Annotated in this window: 18 protein-coding genes; 13 read left to right on the forward strand and 5 right to left on the reverse strand. The window is 56.5% G+C overall.

The annotated features are described in order from the left end of the window. The first annotated feature begins 83 nt into the window (after positions 1–83). From copK (ACYVIA_RS12175) to ACYVIA_RS12190, 4 genes are all read left to right on the forward strand, one after another. The gene (copK, locus tag ACYVIA_RS12175) at positions 84–362 is read left to right on the forward strand and encodes a periplasmic Cu(I)/Cu(II)-binding protein CopK (protein WP_460841118.1); all 279 of its coding nucleotides are present in this window, start codon (positions 84–86) and stop codon (positions 360–362) included. 217 nt (positions 363–579) lie between these two features. Then, entirely contained in the window at positions 580–1,056 is a 477-nt protein-coding gene (locus ACYVIA_RS12180) for a bacteriohemerythrin (protein ID WP_460841120.1), read from the forward strand. Positions 1,057–1,295: 239 nt separating this feature from the next. Then, positions 1,296–1,574 carry a periplasmic Cu(I)/Cu(II)-binding protein CopK gene (copK, locus tag ACYVIA_RS12185; protein WP_460841122.1) on the forward strand — a complete coding sequence of 93 codons (279 nt, stop codon included), beginning with the start codon at positions 1,296–1,298 and terminating at the stop codon, positions 1,572–1,574. Between the two features lie 105 nt (positions 1,575–1,679). Continuing rightward, positions 1,680–1,871 (forward strand): hypothetical protein, encoded by a 192-nt coding sequence (locus ACYVIA_RS12190; RefSeq protein WP_460841124.1) that lies wholly within the window; start codon positions 1,680–1,682, stop codon positions 1,869–1,871. Here the strand turns inward: ACYVIA_RS12190 and ACYVIA_RS12195 are convergent. The 3 genes from ACYVIA_RS12195 to ACYVIA_RS12205 all read right to left on the reverse strand — a co-directional run bounded on the left by ACYVIA_RS12195 (position 1,850) and on the right by ACYVIA_RS12205 (position 3,178). Further along, positions 1,850–2,032, reverse strand: a complete 183-nt coding sequence (locus tag ACYVIA_RS12195; protein WP_460841127.1) for a hypothetical protein — start codon at positions 2,030–2,032, stop codon at positions 1,850–1,852. The genes ACYVIA_RS12190 and ACYVIA_RS12195 overlap by 22 nt on opposite strands. 135 nt (positions 2,033–2,167) lie before the next feature. After that, positions 2,168–2,776 (reverse strand): flagellar basal body rod protein FlgB, encoded by a 609-nt coding sequence (gene flgB / locus ACYVIA_RS12200; protein WP_460841129.1) that lies wholly within the window; start codon positions 2,774–2,776, stop codon positions 2,168–2,170. Positions 2,777–2,899: 123 nt separating this feature from the next. Continuing rightward, on the reverse strand, positions 2,900–3,178 hold the full coding sequence (locus tag ACYVIA_RS12205; RefSeq protein ID WP_460841132.1) for a hypothetical protein: 279 nt from the start codon (positions 3,176–3,178) through the stop codon (positions 2,900–2,902). A 398-nt stretch (positions 3,179–3,576) separates the two neighbouring features. Between ACYVIA_RS12205 and ACYVIA_RS12210 the strand changes: the two genes are divergently transcribed. After that, entirely contained in the window at positions 3,577–4,263 is a 687-nt protein-coding gene (locus ACYVIA_RS12210; RefSeq protein WP_460841135.1) for a heavy metal response regulator transcription factor, read from the forward strand. Then, positions 4,260–5,663: a heavy metal sensor histidine kinase gene (locus tag ACYVIA_RS12215; RefSeq protein WP_460841136.1), complete on the forward strand. Its 1,404-nt coding sequence runs from the start codon at positions 4,260–4,262 to the stop codon at positions 5,661–5,663. Before ACYVIA_RS12210 ends, ACYVIA_RS12215 begins: the two co-directional genes overlap by 4 nt. 69 nt (positions 5,664–5,732) lie before the next feature. Here the strand turns inward: ACYVIA_RS12215 and istB are convergent, their stop codons facing one another. Further along, a complete protein-coding gene (gene istB / locus ACYVIA_RS12220; RefSeq protein ID WP_460841138.1) occupies positions 5,733–6,512 on the reverse strand; it encodes an IS21-like element helper ATPase IstB in 780 nt (259 codons plus the stop codon). A gap of 18 nt (positions 6,513–6,530) precedes the next feature. Continuing rightward, the gene (istA, locus tag ACYVIA_RS12225) at positions 6,531–7,988 is read right to left on the reverse strand and encodes an IS21 family transposase (RefSeq protein ID WP_460841140.1); all 1,458 of its coding nucleotides are present in this window, start codon (positions 7,986–7,988) and stop codon (positions 6,531–6,533) included. 260 nt (positions 7,989–8,248) lie between these two features. On the opposite strand from istA, the gene ACYVIA_RS12230 reads away from it, so the two are divergent. The 7 genes from ACYVIA_RS12230 (at position 8,249) to crcB (ending at position 14,953) form a co-directional block, all read left to right on the forward strand. Further along, positions 8,249–9,223: an IS110 family RNA-guided transposase gene (locus ACYVIA_RS12230; RefSeq protein WP_460841558.1), complete on the forward strand. Its 975-nt coding sequence runs from the start codon at positions 8,249–8,251 to the stop codon at positions 9,221–9,223. Positions 9,224–9,289: 66 nt separating this feature from the next. After that, entirely contained in the window at positions 9,290–10,993 is a 1,704-nt protein-coding gene (ltrA, locus tag ACYVIA_RS12235; RefSeq protein ID WP_460841142.1) for a group II intron reverse transcriptase/maturase, read from the forward strand. Positions 10,994–11,115: 122 nt separating this feature from the next. Beyond that, the gene (gene thrC, locus ACYVIA_RS12240; RefSeq protein WP_460841143.1) at positions 11,116–12,576 is read left to right on the forward strand and encodes a threonine synthase; all 1,461 of its coding nucleotides are present in this window, start codon (positions 11,116–11,118) and stop codon (positions 12,574–12,576) included. Between the two features lie 18 nt (positions 12,577–12,594). Then, on the forward strand, positions 12,595–13,818 hold the full coding sequence (locus ACYVIA_RS12245) for a molybdopterin molybdotransferase MoeA (RefSeq protein WP_460841560.1): 1,224 nt from the start codon (positions 12,595–12,597) through the stop codon (positions 13,816–13,818). Positions 13,819–13,836: 18 nt separating this feature from the next. Beyond that, positions 13,837–14,094 (forward strand): molybdopterin converting factor subunit 1, encoded by a 258-nt coding sequence (gene moaD / locus ACYVIA_RS12250; RefSeq protein ID WP_460841145.1) that lies wholly within the window; start codon positions 13,837–13,839, stop codon positions 14,092–14,094. 8 nt (positions 14,095–14,102) lie between these two features. Further along, entirely contained in the window at positions 14,103–14,582 is a 480-nt protein-coding gene (moaE, locus tag ACYVIA_RS12255) for a molybdopterin synthase catalytic subunit MoaE (protein WP_460841146.1), read from the forward strand. Beyond that, positions 14,579–14,953 carry a fluoride efflux transporter CrcB gene (gene crcB / locus ACYVIA_RS12260; RefSeq protein WP_460841148.1) on the forward strand — a complete coding sequence of 125 codons (375 nt, stop codon included), beginning with the start codon at positions 14,579–14,581 and terminating at the stop codon, positions 14,951–14,953. Before moaE ends, crcB begins: the two co-directional genes overlap by 4 nt. Positions 14,954–15,119 lie beyond the last annotated feature (166 nt).

Here is a 15,119-nt window from a genome sequence, read left to right on the forward strand (position 1 = left end):
TCAGCAAATTGTCATTTTCTTGACAGCTTTGTCTCCCTATCATGATCAAGCATCACATCTTAATTAACTAGGGGGATTTCATCATGTTCAAAAAAATGTTGGTTGTCGCAGCCGGTGCCTTGATCGCTTTGTCAGCATCTGCATTCGATCGCTCACAAGTGCAAAAATCCATCGAACTCAAGGACGGATCAACAGTGTACATTCTTAAAGATGGCAAGATGGGAATGGAAAACAAGTTTGGAAAAACCGTCAGCATGAAGCCAGGCGAAGTGATGGAAACCAAAGACGGACAGAGGATTATCATGGTCGGCAATGAAGTCATGCGCCTGGAAGACATCCTGCATTCGGATCATCGCAACTGACCGTGATGTAGTCGCGGGGTGATTGCGACTGACAATTCTTCTTTAGGGCAACGACCCCAAAGAAGATATAAGTAAGGCCACCGGGGTACGGTTGGCCTTTTTTGTTTTGCAGTTGAAAACATGAACGCGTTCGGCGAATTGACCTAACTCGAGATTTAAGGACATTAAGGGCTTGGATACGAGCGCGCATTGAAGAACCAGCACAGAGGGTGAACAAATGCAACATTACTCATGGACCGACGCAATGTCGTGCGGTAACGAGTTTATCGATGCAGACCATCGCAACATTTTCGACATCGCCCACCGTCTTCATGCCGCGAAGCTCCAGAGCGACGAAAATCATATTCTTATTGCAATTCTGGCTGAACTCGTCGAGTACATCCATGGTCATTTCAGTCGAGAAGAAGCCTTCATGCACTCAATTAATTTTCCGGAGCGAGATGCACATCAATTCGAACATGGCTTGCTAATGCTGCGGGTGCGCAATCTTCTTCGTCGATTTGCGGAAGGGAACCAAGGTTCATATGACGAGCTGTCTGAGTTCGTCCAAAAGTGGATCCGGTATCACATCATGAATACCGATATGGCTCTTGCGCGATATACACGCACAGTAAAATTTGAGGCTATTGCCTCGATGACACGATTACGCAACGCCGATCAAATATGTTCTCCGTATAAACAAGATGCCTTCTAGTTAGGAAAATGCTTTAGCGTTCTAGTGCAGACATAAATGCCCCGAATTTCTTGCTGTGCAGACTATGGTGACGTCGTTAAAGCCTTTCCATTGTTCTGGAAATAATATGAAAGAACGTTCTGCGGCACTGAAGCTTGCACAACGATTACAAAAATGTCATCCGAATGTCAAGTTACTGACAGCCTTGGAAACCTACTATGTGCTTGGGTACAACGTTGTTCAACAGACAGGAGCTAATCATGATGAAAAAACTTTTGATTGCCGCTACGAGCGCCATGATCGCTATGTCCGCATTTGCGGTCGATATGACAAAGGTCGAAAAAGCGATCGAACTCAAGGATGGTTCAACCGTCTATCTTTTCAAGGACGGTAAAATGGGAATGGAAAACAAGTATGGTAAGGCCGTTCGTATGAAACAGGGCCATGTGATGGAAACCAAGGACGGTCAGAAAATCATCATGATCGGTGATGAAGTTGCACGCTTGGAATCGATCCTGCACGTTGACCATCGTAATTAAGTTGCACGTCCTTCTGGGAAATATCTCTATTACGGCCCCTTTACGAGGGGCCGTTTTCCCCTTTTCGATATCATGACGCTTGTTATTGAAAGGTAAACTGTATAAATGAAAATACGCAACATATGCGCAGCAGTGGCCTTGACCGTGCCGCTGGTCGGTTTCGCTAACGACAACGATGTGCAATTCCCGAAGAAGATCGAGTTGAAAGATGGTTCGTACATCGTGCTCGACACCACAGATGGCACCATGAGCCACTATGACAGCCATGGCAACGTCTATGGCTGCGCGGTACATTGAAGGAACCGCGGTAAGCCGATCTGCGCTGAACGGTTCTGCCATAGCGCATGCTCAATGGGCGGAGCAATGGCCGCCACGGCGTCGATGTAGGCCTTCTGCGTCCGCACTGCCAGTCCGCGTACCGCCATGTCGGCTTGCATCTGCTTGCGTAGTGGGCTCATGAGAGTCTTCTTGACTGAACCGGGAACATTCCCTCGTTCAGCGTAGGAGACGCTTTAGCACCGCATGCATCGGGTCGCGCTTCTTGCCACCGCGCAGCGGTTTAGTCCAACAGTCCTTTTGGTGGTCATTCCACTTTAATCCTTCAAATTGGTCAACAATTCCATTATCATTTTATAGTGCCCACTAACACGATTCAGGCTGAATTCGTACCTCAGTGCACTTTCCGCAAATTTGGCACGCTCGACGTCCAGTTCAACGGTATTACCGTCGACGCTACCTTCTTGTGGCACATAGTATTTCAATGACACAGAGCCAGGACCGAATACTCGCTCGGAATGCTGTTGTGGATTGGAACTAACTGCATTACGCAGCGCCTCACGGAAATCAAAGTCGATCGCTTTGTAATTAGGCGTATCGGCATTGGCAATATTCGAGGCAATCAGTTGCAGCCGGTAGGCATGCAAATTCAAAGCTTGCTCCTGAATATTGTGTACGCGGCCTTGGCCACCTAATGGGATATGTGACGAAACGGTCACTCCATTGGCGGCTGGATATGTCGCCGCGCCGATCCCTGCCTGAGTCGCTTCGCTCGGTGGCGTTAACGGCAGACGACGTTGCGACTGCGCCGCTTGTATCGCGGCTTGAAAGCTTGCGGCCTCAGGTGAACGATTGGTCGATCCGGCAGAATGCCCGGAGTGACTGGAGGCGGCAGACAAGCTAGAAGGTATCTTGTCGACAGCCATGTGATTACCTAGTCAACAGAGCCAAAACACACACTCTGCCGTGGACGAAAGAGCAGTGTCGTTCGGCACAAGGCTGGTTAACGCAATGAAATTTACAGGGTTGCACACCCATCGTTTTCATCCTTACTTTCCATCGCGAGGATGAAAATGCTTGCTCTTGTCCGTGGCTGGGTTGGGCTTATTGGTTGTCGTTTCGTCCTGCTTCGTCACCTCAGATTTAGGCATCTGGCCGAGTTTTTCTTCCAGATGGGAGTGTGGCTTCAGAGTTTTCTTGGACTGCCCAGCTGTCCTGCTGGCGTCGGTTTGTGTGACGGCTGGTGCATCTGATGTGGCACAGGCATTGAGCAAGAATGCCGTAGCAAGGACAAGCCCAACTAATGAAAGCGAAGTTTTTCGTTGCATGGCAATTTCCTTAGCAAAATGGGCGTAGACACTAGCCAACGTTCACAAACCCATTGAACCCATTTAGTATAGGCTTCGAGGGCTTTCCTTTGAATAACCGCGAGATTACAATTTTGTCAGCCTTACATAACTAGCGGAATGGAGTGTCAACAGTTGTGCAACTCAGATGGCTCACCGCCGGGATTCGAACAAAGCCCAATCTGCCGCTGTCATGAGGGGCAGCATACATGAAGCGCGGTGCACATTGCTGTGCGATGGTGCGATTGATGTTGCTTTAAAGGAAGGTAATACGACGGTGAACGAGAGATGACGCATGAATTACATTTCCGTCATTTAACCTTCCTTGCCGGTCAGCTCCTGCATAATGCGGGGTGGGTACTAAGGCGAGGAGCGATGCAATGAAAATCCTTGTGGTGGAAGACGAACACAAGATGGGGGACTACCTGAAGCAGGGACTGGTCGAGGCCGGATTCGTGGTCGACCTCGCCCGCGACGGTATCGACGGCGTGCATCAGGGTTTGACTGCAGAATATGACTTGGCGATTCTAGACGTGATGCTGCCTGGCTTGGATGGGTGGCAGATCTTGACGGCGCTTCGTAAAGCGGGCAAGGGCATGCCAGTGCTGTTTCTAACAGCCCGCGATCATGTGGACGACCGCGTCAAGGGACTGGAATTGGGCGCCGACGATTATCTCGTCAAGCCGTTTGCCTTTTCGGAGCTGCTGGCGCGGGTACGCACGCTTCTGCGCCGCGGCACCCAAAGTAGGCCGTCCGAGTTATTGGCTGCGGCGGATCTCGAGCTGGACCTAATGCGCCGCCGCGTCACGCGCGCCGGAACGCGCATAGATTTGACCGCCAAGGAATTCGCTTTGCTGGAACTGCTGTTGCGGCGACAGGGAGAAGTGCTGCCCCGTTCGCTGATCGCTTCGCAAGTATGGGACATGAATTTCGACAGCGACACGAACGTGATCGAAGTGGCTGTACGCCGCTTGCGCGCCAAGGTTGACGACAGCTTTGACCTCAAGCTAATCCATACTGTGCGCGGAATGGGATATATGCTCGATGCCAGCGACGAGGCCCAATGAAACGTTGGTCGCTTGCGTCCCGCTTGACATTTCTGTTTGCGCACGCGTCAGCGGCACTACTACTGGGACTGGGTTTATTGATCAGCAATTTGGTCGAGCATCATTTTGAAGCGCTCGACGTCGATGTTCTATCCGGGAAGCTGGAACTCGCACAGCACGCGCTTGCAAACGCACGAACACCTGAAGAACTGGCAGCTCTTCCGCGCCAATTCGATGCTTCCATGGTCGGCCATCATAGCTTGGCGCTGCTCATTCTCGGACCGGATGGAAAGACTCTCTTCGCCAGCCGAGAGCGCCCGTTTCCACAAACGCTGCTTGAACCGCCAGTAAAGAGTTCGGAAGGGCGCACTATCTCGTGGACTAGCCGTGACGGCACGCCATTTCGCGTAATTTCCGCGAAAGCACCATTAGGCTTGAACGGTGCACCGCCCGCAACCGTCTGGGTGGCGATGGATGTGTCGCATCACCGGAATTTCCTCGCGAACTTTCAAGGGACACTGTGGTTCATTGTTGTCCTCGCCGCGATTCTGAGCGGATTTCTTGGACGGATGGCTGTGCGCCGAGGATTGGCACCTTTGCAGGCAATCAAACAAGGGGCGTCGGCGATCACCGCTAATCGGCTCGACTATCGGCTACCAGTGGAAGCGGTTCCCGCTGAGCTGGGGGAGCTGGTCCTGACACTAAACACGATGCTCGACAGGCTCGAAGAAGCATTTCAGCGGCTTTCAGATTTCTCCTCGGACCTTGCGCACGAACTGCGTACGCCGGTCAGCAATTTGCTGATGCAAACCCAAGTCATATTATCCAAGTCGCGCACCGCGGAAGAATACAGGGAAACCCTCTATTCGAATACAGAGGAATTCGCTCGTCTTTCACGCATGATCGCCGACATGCTGTTTCTGGCAAAGGCCGATCATGGCCTGGTTGCTCCGTTCAAGGAAACGGTCGATTTTGTGCAGGAGGCGAACAAATTGTTTTCGTACTTCGAAGCGGTGGCCGAGGGAAAAAATATCGACCTTCGCCTGGAGGGACGTGGTTGCATAACAGGCGACAAGTCGCTATTGCAGCGGGCGCTCAGTAACCTGTTATCGAATGCGATTCGCCATACACCGGCGTCGGGTTGGGTTCGCGTAGTGCTCGAATCGGATCCGGACGATGGAGCACTGCTGGTTGGTATCGAAAATAACGGGGAACCGATTGCGAACGAACATATTCCCCGGTTGTTTGAGCGTTTCTACCGAGCCGACGCATCGCGGCAAGGATCCGCAGATGGAGTCGGACTGGGGCTGGCAATCGTTAAGTCCATCGTCAAACTACATAGCGGTACGATAGGAGTACGGTGCGAAAACGGTGTGACACGTTTCGAAATGCGTTTTCCGCATCAGCTAAATATCAGGTGATCGCCCTCATCCGCTGTCTGTCTGACGTCAATTAGATTTGCCGGTTAACGACAATTAAAATTGCCACCCTTATGCAGGCGCCGCCGACTTGGCGATACCTGATTTCTTTGTGGCCGCAACCTTGGCACGATAGCTCTCGACGCCCATGAGGTCGAGCACGACGCTGTGGTGAACGACGCGATCAATCGCGGCCATGGTGGTCATCGGGTCCTTGAAGATGCGATCCCATTCCGAGAACACGAGATTGGTCGTAATCACCACACTTTTTCGCTCATAGCGCTCTGCCAGCAGCGTGAACAGCACTTCCATTTCATCCCGGTCGTGCTGCACGTAGCCGATGTCATCAAGAATGAGGCATTCGAACCGATCCAGTTGGGCCAATTCCTGCGGCGGGCGCAGGTCACGCTTGGCAGCCAGAAGGCGCTGAACCAGTGCCGCGGTCTGCGAGAACAGCACCGGGCAGCCGAGTTCGACCAGTGCATGTCCCAAGGCACAGGCGAAATGGCTCTTGCCAGCGCCTGGGCGGCCAATGGCAACGACATTGATGGCGTCTTTGAGGAAGGTGCCGCCTTGCAGCCGCTCCATATGCATCCGTGTGGCAGGATCGAAGCGGTTCAGGTCCAGGCTGCGAAACGTCTTCCCCGGCAATAATTCGGATTGCTTGCGCAATCGCTCAATGCGTCGCCCAGCCTTGGCTGCCTGCTCGATGCGCGCCAGCTCCAGCAGGAAGGCTTCATGCGTCAGTCCTTCCTTGGCCGCGCGCAATGCCGTCGTTTCCACTGCTTCACCCATAGCCGACAGGTTCAGCGTACGCAACAGCGTCAACAATTCCTCACGCGGGCTAAGCATGATGGCTCCTCGACGGAATCAGCTTGTCGTAACTGGCCAGATCAATATATGCCTTGCCATCGACGGTGTCGCGTCAGGTTTGACTTGCCCGACCAGTTCCCGAACGGCGTCAAACGTTGGCAGTCTCTCTTGGTCAAGCAACAGACCGATGGCCAGTTCGACTTCGGTTTCGGAAGTGCTGGCAGCCAGATGCAACAGGCGTAGATATTCCTTGTCGGCGCGCGCAGATTTGCCTTCCAGCAGAGCGTCATGGGCACGGCGGAATGCCGTCGTGGGAAACAGCTCTTCACGATAGCAATAGCTGGCAAAAGCACCGGGCTTGCGCACCAGGGACCAGATCAGGTGGCGGTAGTCGATGTGGCGCTGGTTGCGGCCTGACAGCCTCGGCAAAGTCAGGACATGTGCCGAACCATAATGCAGTTCCAGTGCTTCCGAACGCACTCGCACCTTGACGCGTGCACCAATCAAGCGGGACGGCACGGAATAATGGTTGTTGAGCACCCGAATCAGGCTAAAGCGCGACACCCGCACCATGAGTTCCCTGGTGAAGTCCAGCGGCGCTGCAGGCAACGGACGCAGTGCCGCACGCTCAGTCTCAAACCGTTGGCTGCGCGTCAGATTCCGGCTGCGGACCAGATCGGCGAGAAACCGTTCGTAGGCGGCACGGTCACCGAAATCGCGGCTGCCCCGTACACGTAGCGCCTGATCGACCGCCGTCTTGAAGCGGAAGTGCGACTGCTCCACATCGCCGTTCTGATTGGCGCAGCCGGCGGTATTGGCGGAAGGCTGCATGCCATAGTGGGCCAGCAACGCACGGTAATTCTGCGTGAACTCGTGCATGCCTTCCCGGTCCAGGTCGCGCACCGCGGCCGAGAGACTGTCGGTCCGGTGCCACTGCGGTGCGCCGCCGATTTGCCATAGGCACGCCTCCAGTCCTTCGGCCAGTGCTTCAAAGCTCTCGGAGAAACAGATGCGGATCGCCTCGATATTCGAGTAGGTCAGCACCAGGTGATACACCAGGTGCGGAAACGCGACGCCGGCAATGGTTACTGCAAGCGAGTTCATCACGGTGAAATCGGACTGCGCCATCCTGCCCGGTACATGCTCCTGCTGGAACATGATCTCCTGTTCCGGCCCATGTCGCACCCGCCATGCCTGCACATGGCGCTGCAGCGTGCGTAGCTGGCTCTCCTGATAGCGCCCCGGATAAGCCTGGCAAAGCAAGACAAACAGGGTCTTGGTTTGCAGTGCCGGATCGCGCTGCAATTGCGCTTCCACCCAGGGCCAAGCGGCGTCAAATGGATTGGCGCAGGTCCGGTGCACGCGCGGCTTCTTCATCTGGCTCGGCAATGTCCCGGCCTGCTCGTACTTGCGGGCGGTACGCTCGCTCATTCCGGCACGCGCCGCCGCCAGCTTCTGGCTTGCTCCCTTACGTCGTTCTTCCAACAACAATCTGATTTCTCCGTCTCTCTTCATGCAGCCCCCTTGTATCTTGGTTTTTAAGGGTCCTTTTCCATAATGATGGAAGGCCGTGGAGCTTGTGGCCGGTGCGCGTAGCGCATGAGCCACAAGCTCCACGGCCTGGTGTTGGATTGTTTTTTGGCAACGCTCATGCAGCCTGTCAGCCCCTTGGGTTTGCAAGCCCGCCCCGAAGCAGATGGCGCATGAGCCGAGCCGCTTGTTGGAAGCCCGTACAGTTGTTTGAATTCAGTTCGCATGTACAAGGAGGGGCAATGATGAGCCTGCCGAAATCGACCTCCACCCCGATCGCCATCGGCATCGACGTGGCCAAGAATTCCATCGAAGTGGCGCTTGGCCCGGAGACGTCTACGCTGAACCTGAGTAATGATCAGAGCGGTTTCGATGCGCTGTTGACGCAGCTGAGTACCCGCCAAGTCGCCCTGATTGTCATGGAAGCGACTGGCGGCTTTGAAGCGGCCCTGGCCTGCGCGTTGCAGTCGATGGGCTATGCCGTGGCGGTCATCAATCCGCGGCAAGCGCGGGACTTCGCCCGAGCGATGGGGCAGTTGGCCAAGACCGATAGCATCGATGCGCGCATCCTTGCTCAAATGGCTGAAGTACTGCAACGCCATCCGGACAGAGACAAATTTATCAAGCCGCTTCCCACTGCCGAGCAGCAGCGGCTCGCAGCACTGGTGACACGCCGCCGCCAACTCATTGTCATGCTCGGTACTGAACGCAATCGCCTGGCGCAGTCGCATCCGCATACGAAGAAGAGTCTGAATACGATCATCAAGGCATTGGAAAAAGAGCTGACGCGTATTGACGACGACATGGCCCAGTGGATTGAATTGAAGTTTCCTGATCTGTCGGTCTTGCTCAGTAGCGTCAAGGGCGTGGGCAAGACAACGGCTTCGACCCTGATTGCCGAAGTCCCCGAGTTGGGCAAACTGTCCCGCCGAGAGATCAGTTCGCTCATCGGCGTGGCACCGCTCAACCGGGACTCCGGCATCATGCGTGGACGGCGTACGATCTTCGGTGGCCGCGCCAGCGTACGACAGGTGTTGTACATGGCGACCTTGACCGCCGCGCGCCACAACCCGGCCATCAAGGCGTTCTATGAGCATTTGGTTAGTGCTGGGGAACCCAAAAAAGTCGCTCTGGTCGCCTGTATGCGCAAGCTGCTGACGATTCTGAATGCAATAGTCAAATCCGGGAAAGCATGGGATCCAGAATTTCGTCACACTTGACTTTCAAGACAGTTGCTTCGGGGGGAAGTTGCGTCCTCGACGGGTATTTCACGACGAGGTACAGCAATGCGAGTAATCGAAAGTAATACGATCGATTCTGCGTCCTCACACGCTCCCGACGAATGGGCCGCCATAGACTGGCGGCGCGTTCAAAGGAACGTGAGAGTCATGCAGATCCGTTTAACGAAGGCGACACAGGAAGGTGACTGGCGCAGGGTGAAATCCCTGCAACGGTGGCTGACCCGCTCGTTTAGCGCGAAGGCGCTGGCAGCACGACGAGTGACTGAAAACCAAGGCAAACGTACCGCAGGCGTGGACCGGCAGTTATGGGAAACGCCGTCGCAGAAGTTTGCGGCAATTGCGCAGTTGACGAAGCGCCGGTATCGACCCCTGCCACTACGGAGGGTCTACATTCCGAAGCCGAATGGAAAGGAACGCCCTCTGGGCATCCCGACCATGCGTGATAGAGCCATGCAGGCGCTGTATCTGCTGGCGCTTGATCCGGTGTTGGAATCGGTGAGCGATCCGAACTCGTACGGGTTCCGGAAAAACCGCTCGACGGCCGACGCGATGTCTCAAATCTTTCTCCAGACGTGCCGGAAGGTCTCGGCACAATGGGTATTGGACGCGGATATCGAGGGCTTCTTCGACAACATCAATCATGACTGGCTGATCGACAACGTCCGCATGGACAAGACGATCCTCAGGAAATGGTTGAAATCCGGGGTGGTTGACCGGGCGCAGTTGTTGGCAACCACGGCGGGAACGCCGCAGGGTGGCATCATCAGCCCTGCATTGGCCAACTGGACGCTGAACGGATTAGAGACAGAACTGACCACGCATCTCGGTACACGGTTCGGGATGTCGAAAGTCTCGAAGCTGAAAGTCGGTGTCGTACGTTACGCGGACGATTTCGTTGTGACCGGCGCTTCACAAGAGCTGCTGGAAGCAGAAATCCGGCCATGGATAGAAGCTTTCCTCGCACAGCGGGGATTGCGACTGTCCGCGGACAAGACGCGGATCGTGCACATCGATCAAGGCTTTGACTTCCTTGGGTGGAATTTCCGGAAATACAAGGAAAAACTGCTCATCAAGCCGAATAAGAAGAACGTGAAAACGTTCTATGAAAAGCTGAGGAAGACGATTGGCGATCACCTCATGGTGAAGCAGGAGGATCTGATCCGACTGCTGAACCCGATGCTACGGGGCTGGGCGCAATATCACAGTCCCGTGGTGGCCAAGCAGGCATTCTCGCGCATGGAGTCATTGCTATTTTGGCGGCTGATGCGGTGGGCCAAGCGCAGGCACCCGAATAAGAAAGCCGATTGGATTCGCCGGAAGTATTGGCGGTCGGTCGGCGACCGAAATTGGGTGTTTGCTGTGGACGTTGTGATGCAGGATGGCGGTAAAGGAGTGATGGAGTTGTACCCGCTCGCGGGTACGCCCATCGAGCGCCACAAGAAGGTCAAAGGGGAATACCACCCCTACGACCCGCAATGGGAAGCGTATGGCGAAGTCCTCCGGCAGGAACGCATGTTGAAAAGCATGAGTTATCGTAAGGAATGGGCGAGGCTGTATGCCGACCAACGCGGCTTGTGTGCGCACTGTGGATACGCGATGGATATGGACACCGGATGGCACGACCACCACATTGAGTACCGTGTGGCGGGAGGTTCCGATGCCCTTGGCAATCGCGTATTATTACACCCTAACTGTCATGCCCGAGTGCACAGCCTTGGGTTGCAAGTTGTGAAACCGGTTCCTGTATAAGGGATTTTTATTGTGCTTGAGCCGTGTGCGGTGAAAGTCGCACGCACGGTTCTTAGGGGGGAGGGTTCTCGTAAGGGGGCTCCTCCTACCCTACCTTCCGATTACTCCTTTTTCCACTGCTTATGCAATACGTCTCCACCCGCGGCCAAGCCCCGGCGCAGTCCTTTTCCCAGATCCTGTTAGGCGGCCTTGCACCTGATGGCGGCCTTTACCTGCCTGTCGAATATCCGCGAGTGAGCGGCGCCGAACTCGATGCGTGGCGCAAGCTGTCCTATGCCGATCTGGCATTCGAGGTGCTGAAGAAGTTTGCGACCGACATTCCGGAAGCGGACCTGAAGGCGCTGGTGCACAAGACTTATACCGCCGACGTGTACCGCAATGCGCGTGCGGGGGAAGACCCGGCACAGATCACGCCGTTGCGCGTGCTGGAAGACAAGAACGGCAGCAAGCTGGTATTGCAAGCATTGTCGAACGGCCCGACGCTGGCATTCAAGGACATGGCGATGCAATTGCTCGGCAACCTGTTCGAGTACACGCTGGCCAAGCAGAACGCGGAGCTGAACATCTTCGGCGCGACGTCGGGCGATACCGGCAGCGCAGCGGAATACGCGATGCGCGGCAAGAAAGGCATCCGCGTGTTCATGCTGTCGCCGCACAAGAAGATGAGCGCATTTCAGACTGCGCAAATGTTCAGCCTGCAGGATCCGAACATCTTCAACATCGCCGTCGAAGGCGTATTCGATGACTGCCAGGACATGGTCAAGGCGGTCTCCAATGACCTCGAATTCAAGAACCGCCAGAAGATCGGCACCGTCAATTCGATCAACTGGGCGCGCGTCGTTGCGCAAGTCGTGTATTACTTCCGCGGCTACCTCGCTGCGACGGCCGGCAATGACCAGAAAGTCTCGTTTACCGTCCCGTCGGGTAACTTCGGCAATATCTGCGCCGGACATATCGCGCGCATGATGGGCCTGCCGATCGACAAGCTGGTTGCCGCGACCAACGAAAACGATGTGCTCGATGAATTCTTCCGCACCGGCGTCTATCGCGTACGCAAGTCGGCCGAGACCTATCACACCACCAGCCCGAGCATGGACATCAGCAAGGCGTCCAACTTCGAGCGCTTCATCTATGACCTGCTCGGTCGCGATGCGCAGCGCGTGAGTGCGCTGTTCAAGAAAGTGGAAACGCACGGCGGATTCGACCTGTCCGGCAAGCCGGGCAGCGATGGCGACGAGTTCAAGAAGGTTGCCCAGTACGGCTTTGTCTCTGGCAAGTCGGTGCATGCCGATCGTGTCGCGACGATCCGCGATGTGCATGCGAAGTATGGCGTAACCATCGATACCCATACCGCCGACGGCGTGAAGGTGGGGCGCGAGCAGATGACGCCGGGTGTGACGATGATCGTGCTGGAGACGGCATTGCCGGCCAAGTTCAACGAGACCATTCGTGAAGCGCTCGGCCGCGATGCGGAGCGCCCGGCAGGTTTCGAGAACATCGAGGCACTGCCGCAGCGCTTTGAAGTGATGCCGCCGGATGTCGAAAAGATGAAGGCGTTCATCGCGAAGCATACCGGCCTGTAAGACCTTCCCATGTCGAGCATGACTGAAAAGAAACCCATGTTGAGCGCCTCCGAGGCGCTCAATTTCCTTCTCGAGGCGGTGCGTCCCATCGCGCAGGTCGAGACTGTGGCGACGCTGGAAGCCAACGGCCGCGTGCTGGCCGTCGCACAGCAATCGCAACTGAACGTGCCGCCGATGGATAACACGCAGATGGACGGCTATGCAGTGCGCGCGGCCGACTGCTCAAGCGGCAATGCGCAGCTGAAAGTGTCGCAGCGCATACCGGCCGGCCATGTCGGCGAACCGCTGCAACCGGGAACCGCAGCCCGCATCTTTACCGGCGCGATGATCCCGCCGGGAGCGGATGCCGTCGTTATGCAGGAACAGTGCGAGGCAGCGGACGACACGGTTACGATTAAACATGCTCCGCAATCGGGCGAATGGATACGCCGCACCGGCGAGGACATCAAGGCCGGCAGCACCATTCTTGCCGCTGGCACCCGCCTGCGCGCACAGGAGCTTGGCCTTGCCGCATCGGTCGGCCTAGCCAGCCTGCCGGTCGTGCGCAAGCCGCGCGTCGCCGTCTTCTTCACCGGCGACGAGCTGGCCATGCCCGGCGAGCCGCTGAAGCCCGGCGCTATCTACAACTCCAACCGCTTTACCTTGCGCGGCCTGCTGGAAAACCTCGGCTGCGACATCACCGATTACGGCATCGTGCCGGACTCGCTCGCCGCAACCCGCGAGACCCTGCGTACAGCGGCGGCCGAACATGACCTGATCATCACCTCCGGCGGTGTGTCGGTCGGCGAGGAAGACCACATCCGGCCCGCGGTCGAGGCGGAAGGACGCCTGAACATGTGGCAGATCGCCATCAAGCCCGGCAAGCCGCTCGCCTTCGGTGAAGTGAACCGCACCGATGGCTCGGCATTCTTCATCGGCTTGCCCGGCAACCCGGTATCGAGCTACGTCACCTTCCTGCTGTTCGTGCGGCCTTTCCTGCTGCGCCTGCAAGGCGTGGTTGAGGTTGCGCCGCGCGCATTCCCGATGCGCGCCGACTTTGCATTGACGAAGGGCGACCGCCGCAATGAATTCCTGCGCGCCCGCATCAACGCCAATGGAGGCCTCGACCTGTTTGCCAATCAGAGCTCTGCCGTGCTGACCTCTACCGTGTGGGGTGACGGCCTCATCGACAACCCGCCGGGACAGACGATTGTTCCGGGCGACGTTGTGCGCTTCATTCCCTTCAGTGAACTGCTTTATTAGTAAACCGCCAGGAAAGCGATGAATATTCAACTCCGTTTTTTTGCGAGCGTGCGCGAGGCGCTGGGCACGAGCCAGGAAGCCTTAGCGCTGCCGGCCGAGGTAAAGACAGTAGGCGATCTTCGGAGCCACCTACGCAACCGCGGCGGCGTCTGGGCGGAAACCTTGGCAGAAGGGCGGTCGCTGCGCATGGCTTACAACCAGGTGATGGCTGCTGCTGACACACCGCTCGCCGATGGTGGCGAAGTGGCCTTTTTCCCGCCGGTCACCGGCGGCTAGGAAGTCGTATGGCGATCCGCGTTCAAACCCAGGATTTCGATCTCGGCCAGGAGGTGGCTGCACTGCGCGCTGGCCAGCCGCAAGTTGGTGCTGTCGTCGCGTTTGTCGGTACGGTGCGCGACATTAACGACGGTGCCGGCGTCTCCGAAATGGAGCTGGAGCATTATCCCGGCATGACGGAAAAGGCGCTGGAGGACATCGTCGCGGAAGCGAAATCCCGCTGGAACATTTTCGACGCGCTCGTCATCCATCGCGTCGGGCCGCTGAAGCCGCTGGACCAGATCGTACTGGTGGCGGTGACCTCGGCGCACCGCGGCGAAGCGTTTGACGCCTGCGAGTTCATCATGGACTACCTGAAGACGCAGGCACCGTTCTGGAAAAAAGAAAGCACGCCGGACGGCGCACGCTGGGTAGATGCCCGCGTCACCGACGACGAGGCGCTCGCCAAGTGGGGCATCCGCTCCGATAACTCCGGCAAACCTGCATGAGCTGGCTGGCAGTCGGCATCGGCGCAATGCTCGGCGCATGGCTGCGCTGGGGGCTAGGCACCTTGCTGAATACCCTGCACAACCACTTTCCCATGGGGACGCTTGCCGCCAATCTCGGCGGCGGCTACCTGATCGGCCTTGCGGTGGGCTTTTTTGCTGCCCATCCGACTCTGTCGCCGGAATGGCGCCTGTTTGTGGTCACCGGCTTTCTTGGTGGCCTGACGACTTTTTCCTCTTTTTCCGCCGAGTCGATGGTGCTGCTCCATCGGGGCGAATTTGCATTTGCACTCGGTCACACGGCCTTGCACCTTATCGGCTCGATCGCGTTCTGCTTCGCCGGCTTCGCCACCTACCGCGCGCTTGCAGCCTAGGACGGCACTCATCTGACGCCCGGAAGCCGGCGTTTCCGCCTAAAAATTTGCCGAAAGTTGATCTGGATCCTTCGCAACAGGGTTGTGAAATGGACAAAATCAAATGTCCATTCTTGAAATGATGTCTGTCGTCCCTACCTTGTCTGCAGTGAACTTTCGGAGAAGA

This window comes from Noviherbaspirillum agri (genome assembly GCF_054780595.1).

Coding starts and splice junctions, on each gene's coding strand:
- moaD (WP_460841145.1), top strand. CDS start 13,837: ATGAATATTCAACTCCGTTTTTTTGCGAGCGTGCGCGAGGCGCTGGGC.
- crcB (WP_460841148.1), top strand. CDS start 14,579: ATGAGCTGGCTGGCAGTCGGCATCGGCGCAATGCTCGGCGCATGGCTG.
- ACYVIA_RS12205 (WP_460841132.1), bottom strand. CDS start 3,178: ATGCAACGAAAAACTTCGCTTTCATTAGTTGGGCTTGTCCTTGCTACG.
- moaE (WP_460841146.1), top strand. CDS start 14,103: ATGGCGATCCGCGTTCAAACCCAGGATTTCGATCTCGGCCAGGAGGTG.
- copK (WP_460841122.1), top strand. CDS start 1,296: ATGATGAAAAAACTTTTGATTGCCGCTACGAGCGCCATGATCGCTATG.
- ACYVIA_RS12245 (WP_460841560.1), top strand. CDS start 12,595: ATGACTGAAAAGAAACCCATGTTGAGCGCCTCCGAGGCGCTCAATTTC.
- istB (WP_460841138.1), bottom strand. CDS start 6,512: ATGCTTAGCCCGCGTGAGGAATTGTTGACGCTGTTGCGTACGCTGAAC.
- istA (WP_460841140.1), bottom strand. CDS start 7,988: ATGAAGAGAGACGGAGAAATCAGATTGTTGTTGGAAGAACGACGTAAG.
- ACYVIA_RS12190 (WP_460841124.1), top strand. CDS start 1,680: ATGAAAATACGCAACATATGCGCAGCAGTGGCCTTGACCGTGCCGCTG.
- copK (WP_460841118.1), top strand. CDS start 84: ATGTTCAAAAAAATGTTGGTTGTCGCAGCCGGTGCCTTGATCGCTTTG.
- ACYVIA_RS12210 (WP_460841135.1), top strand. CDS start 3,577: ATGAAAATCCTTGTGGTGGAAGACGAACACAAGATGGGGGACTACCTG.
- ltrA (WP_460841142.1), top strand. CDS start 9,290: ATGCGAGTAATCGAAAGTAATACGATCGATTCTGCGTCCTCACACGCT.
- flgB (WP_460841129.1), bottom strand. CDS start 2,776: ATGGCTGTCGACAAGATACCTTCTAGCTTGTCTGCCGCCTCCAGTCAC.
- thrC (WP_460841143.1), top strand. CDS start 11,116: ATGCAATACGTCTCCACCCGCGGCCAAGCCCCGGCGCAGTCCTTTTCC.
- ACYVIA_RS12195 (WP_460841127.1), bottom strand. CDS start 2,032: ATGAGCCCACTACGCAAGCAGATGCAAGCCGACATGGCGGTACGCGGA.
- ACYVIA_RS12180 (WP_460841120.1), top strand. CDS start 580: ATGCAACATTACTCATGGACCGACGCAATGTCGTGCGGTAACGAGTTT.
- ACYVIA_RS12230 (WP_460841558.1), top strand. CDS start 8,249: ATGAGCCTGCCGAAATCGACCTCCACCCCGATCGCCATCGGCATCGAC.
- ACYVIA_RS12215 (WP_460841136.1), top strand. CDS start 4,260: ATGAAACGTTGGTCGCTTGCGTCCCGCTTGACATTTCTGTTTGCGCAC.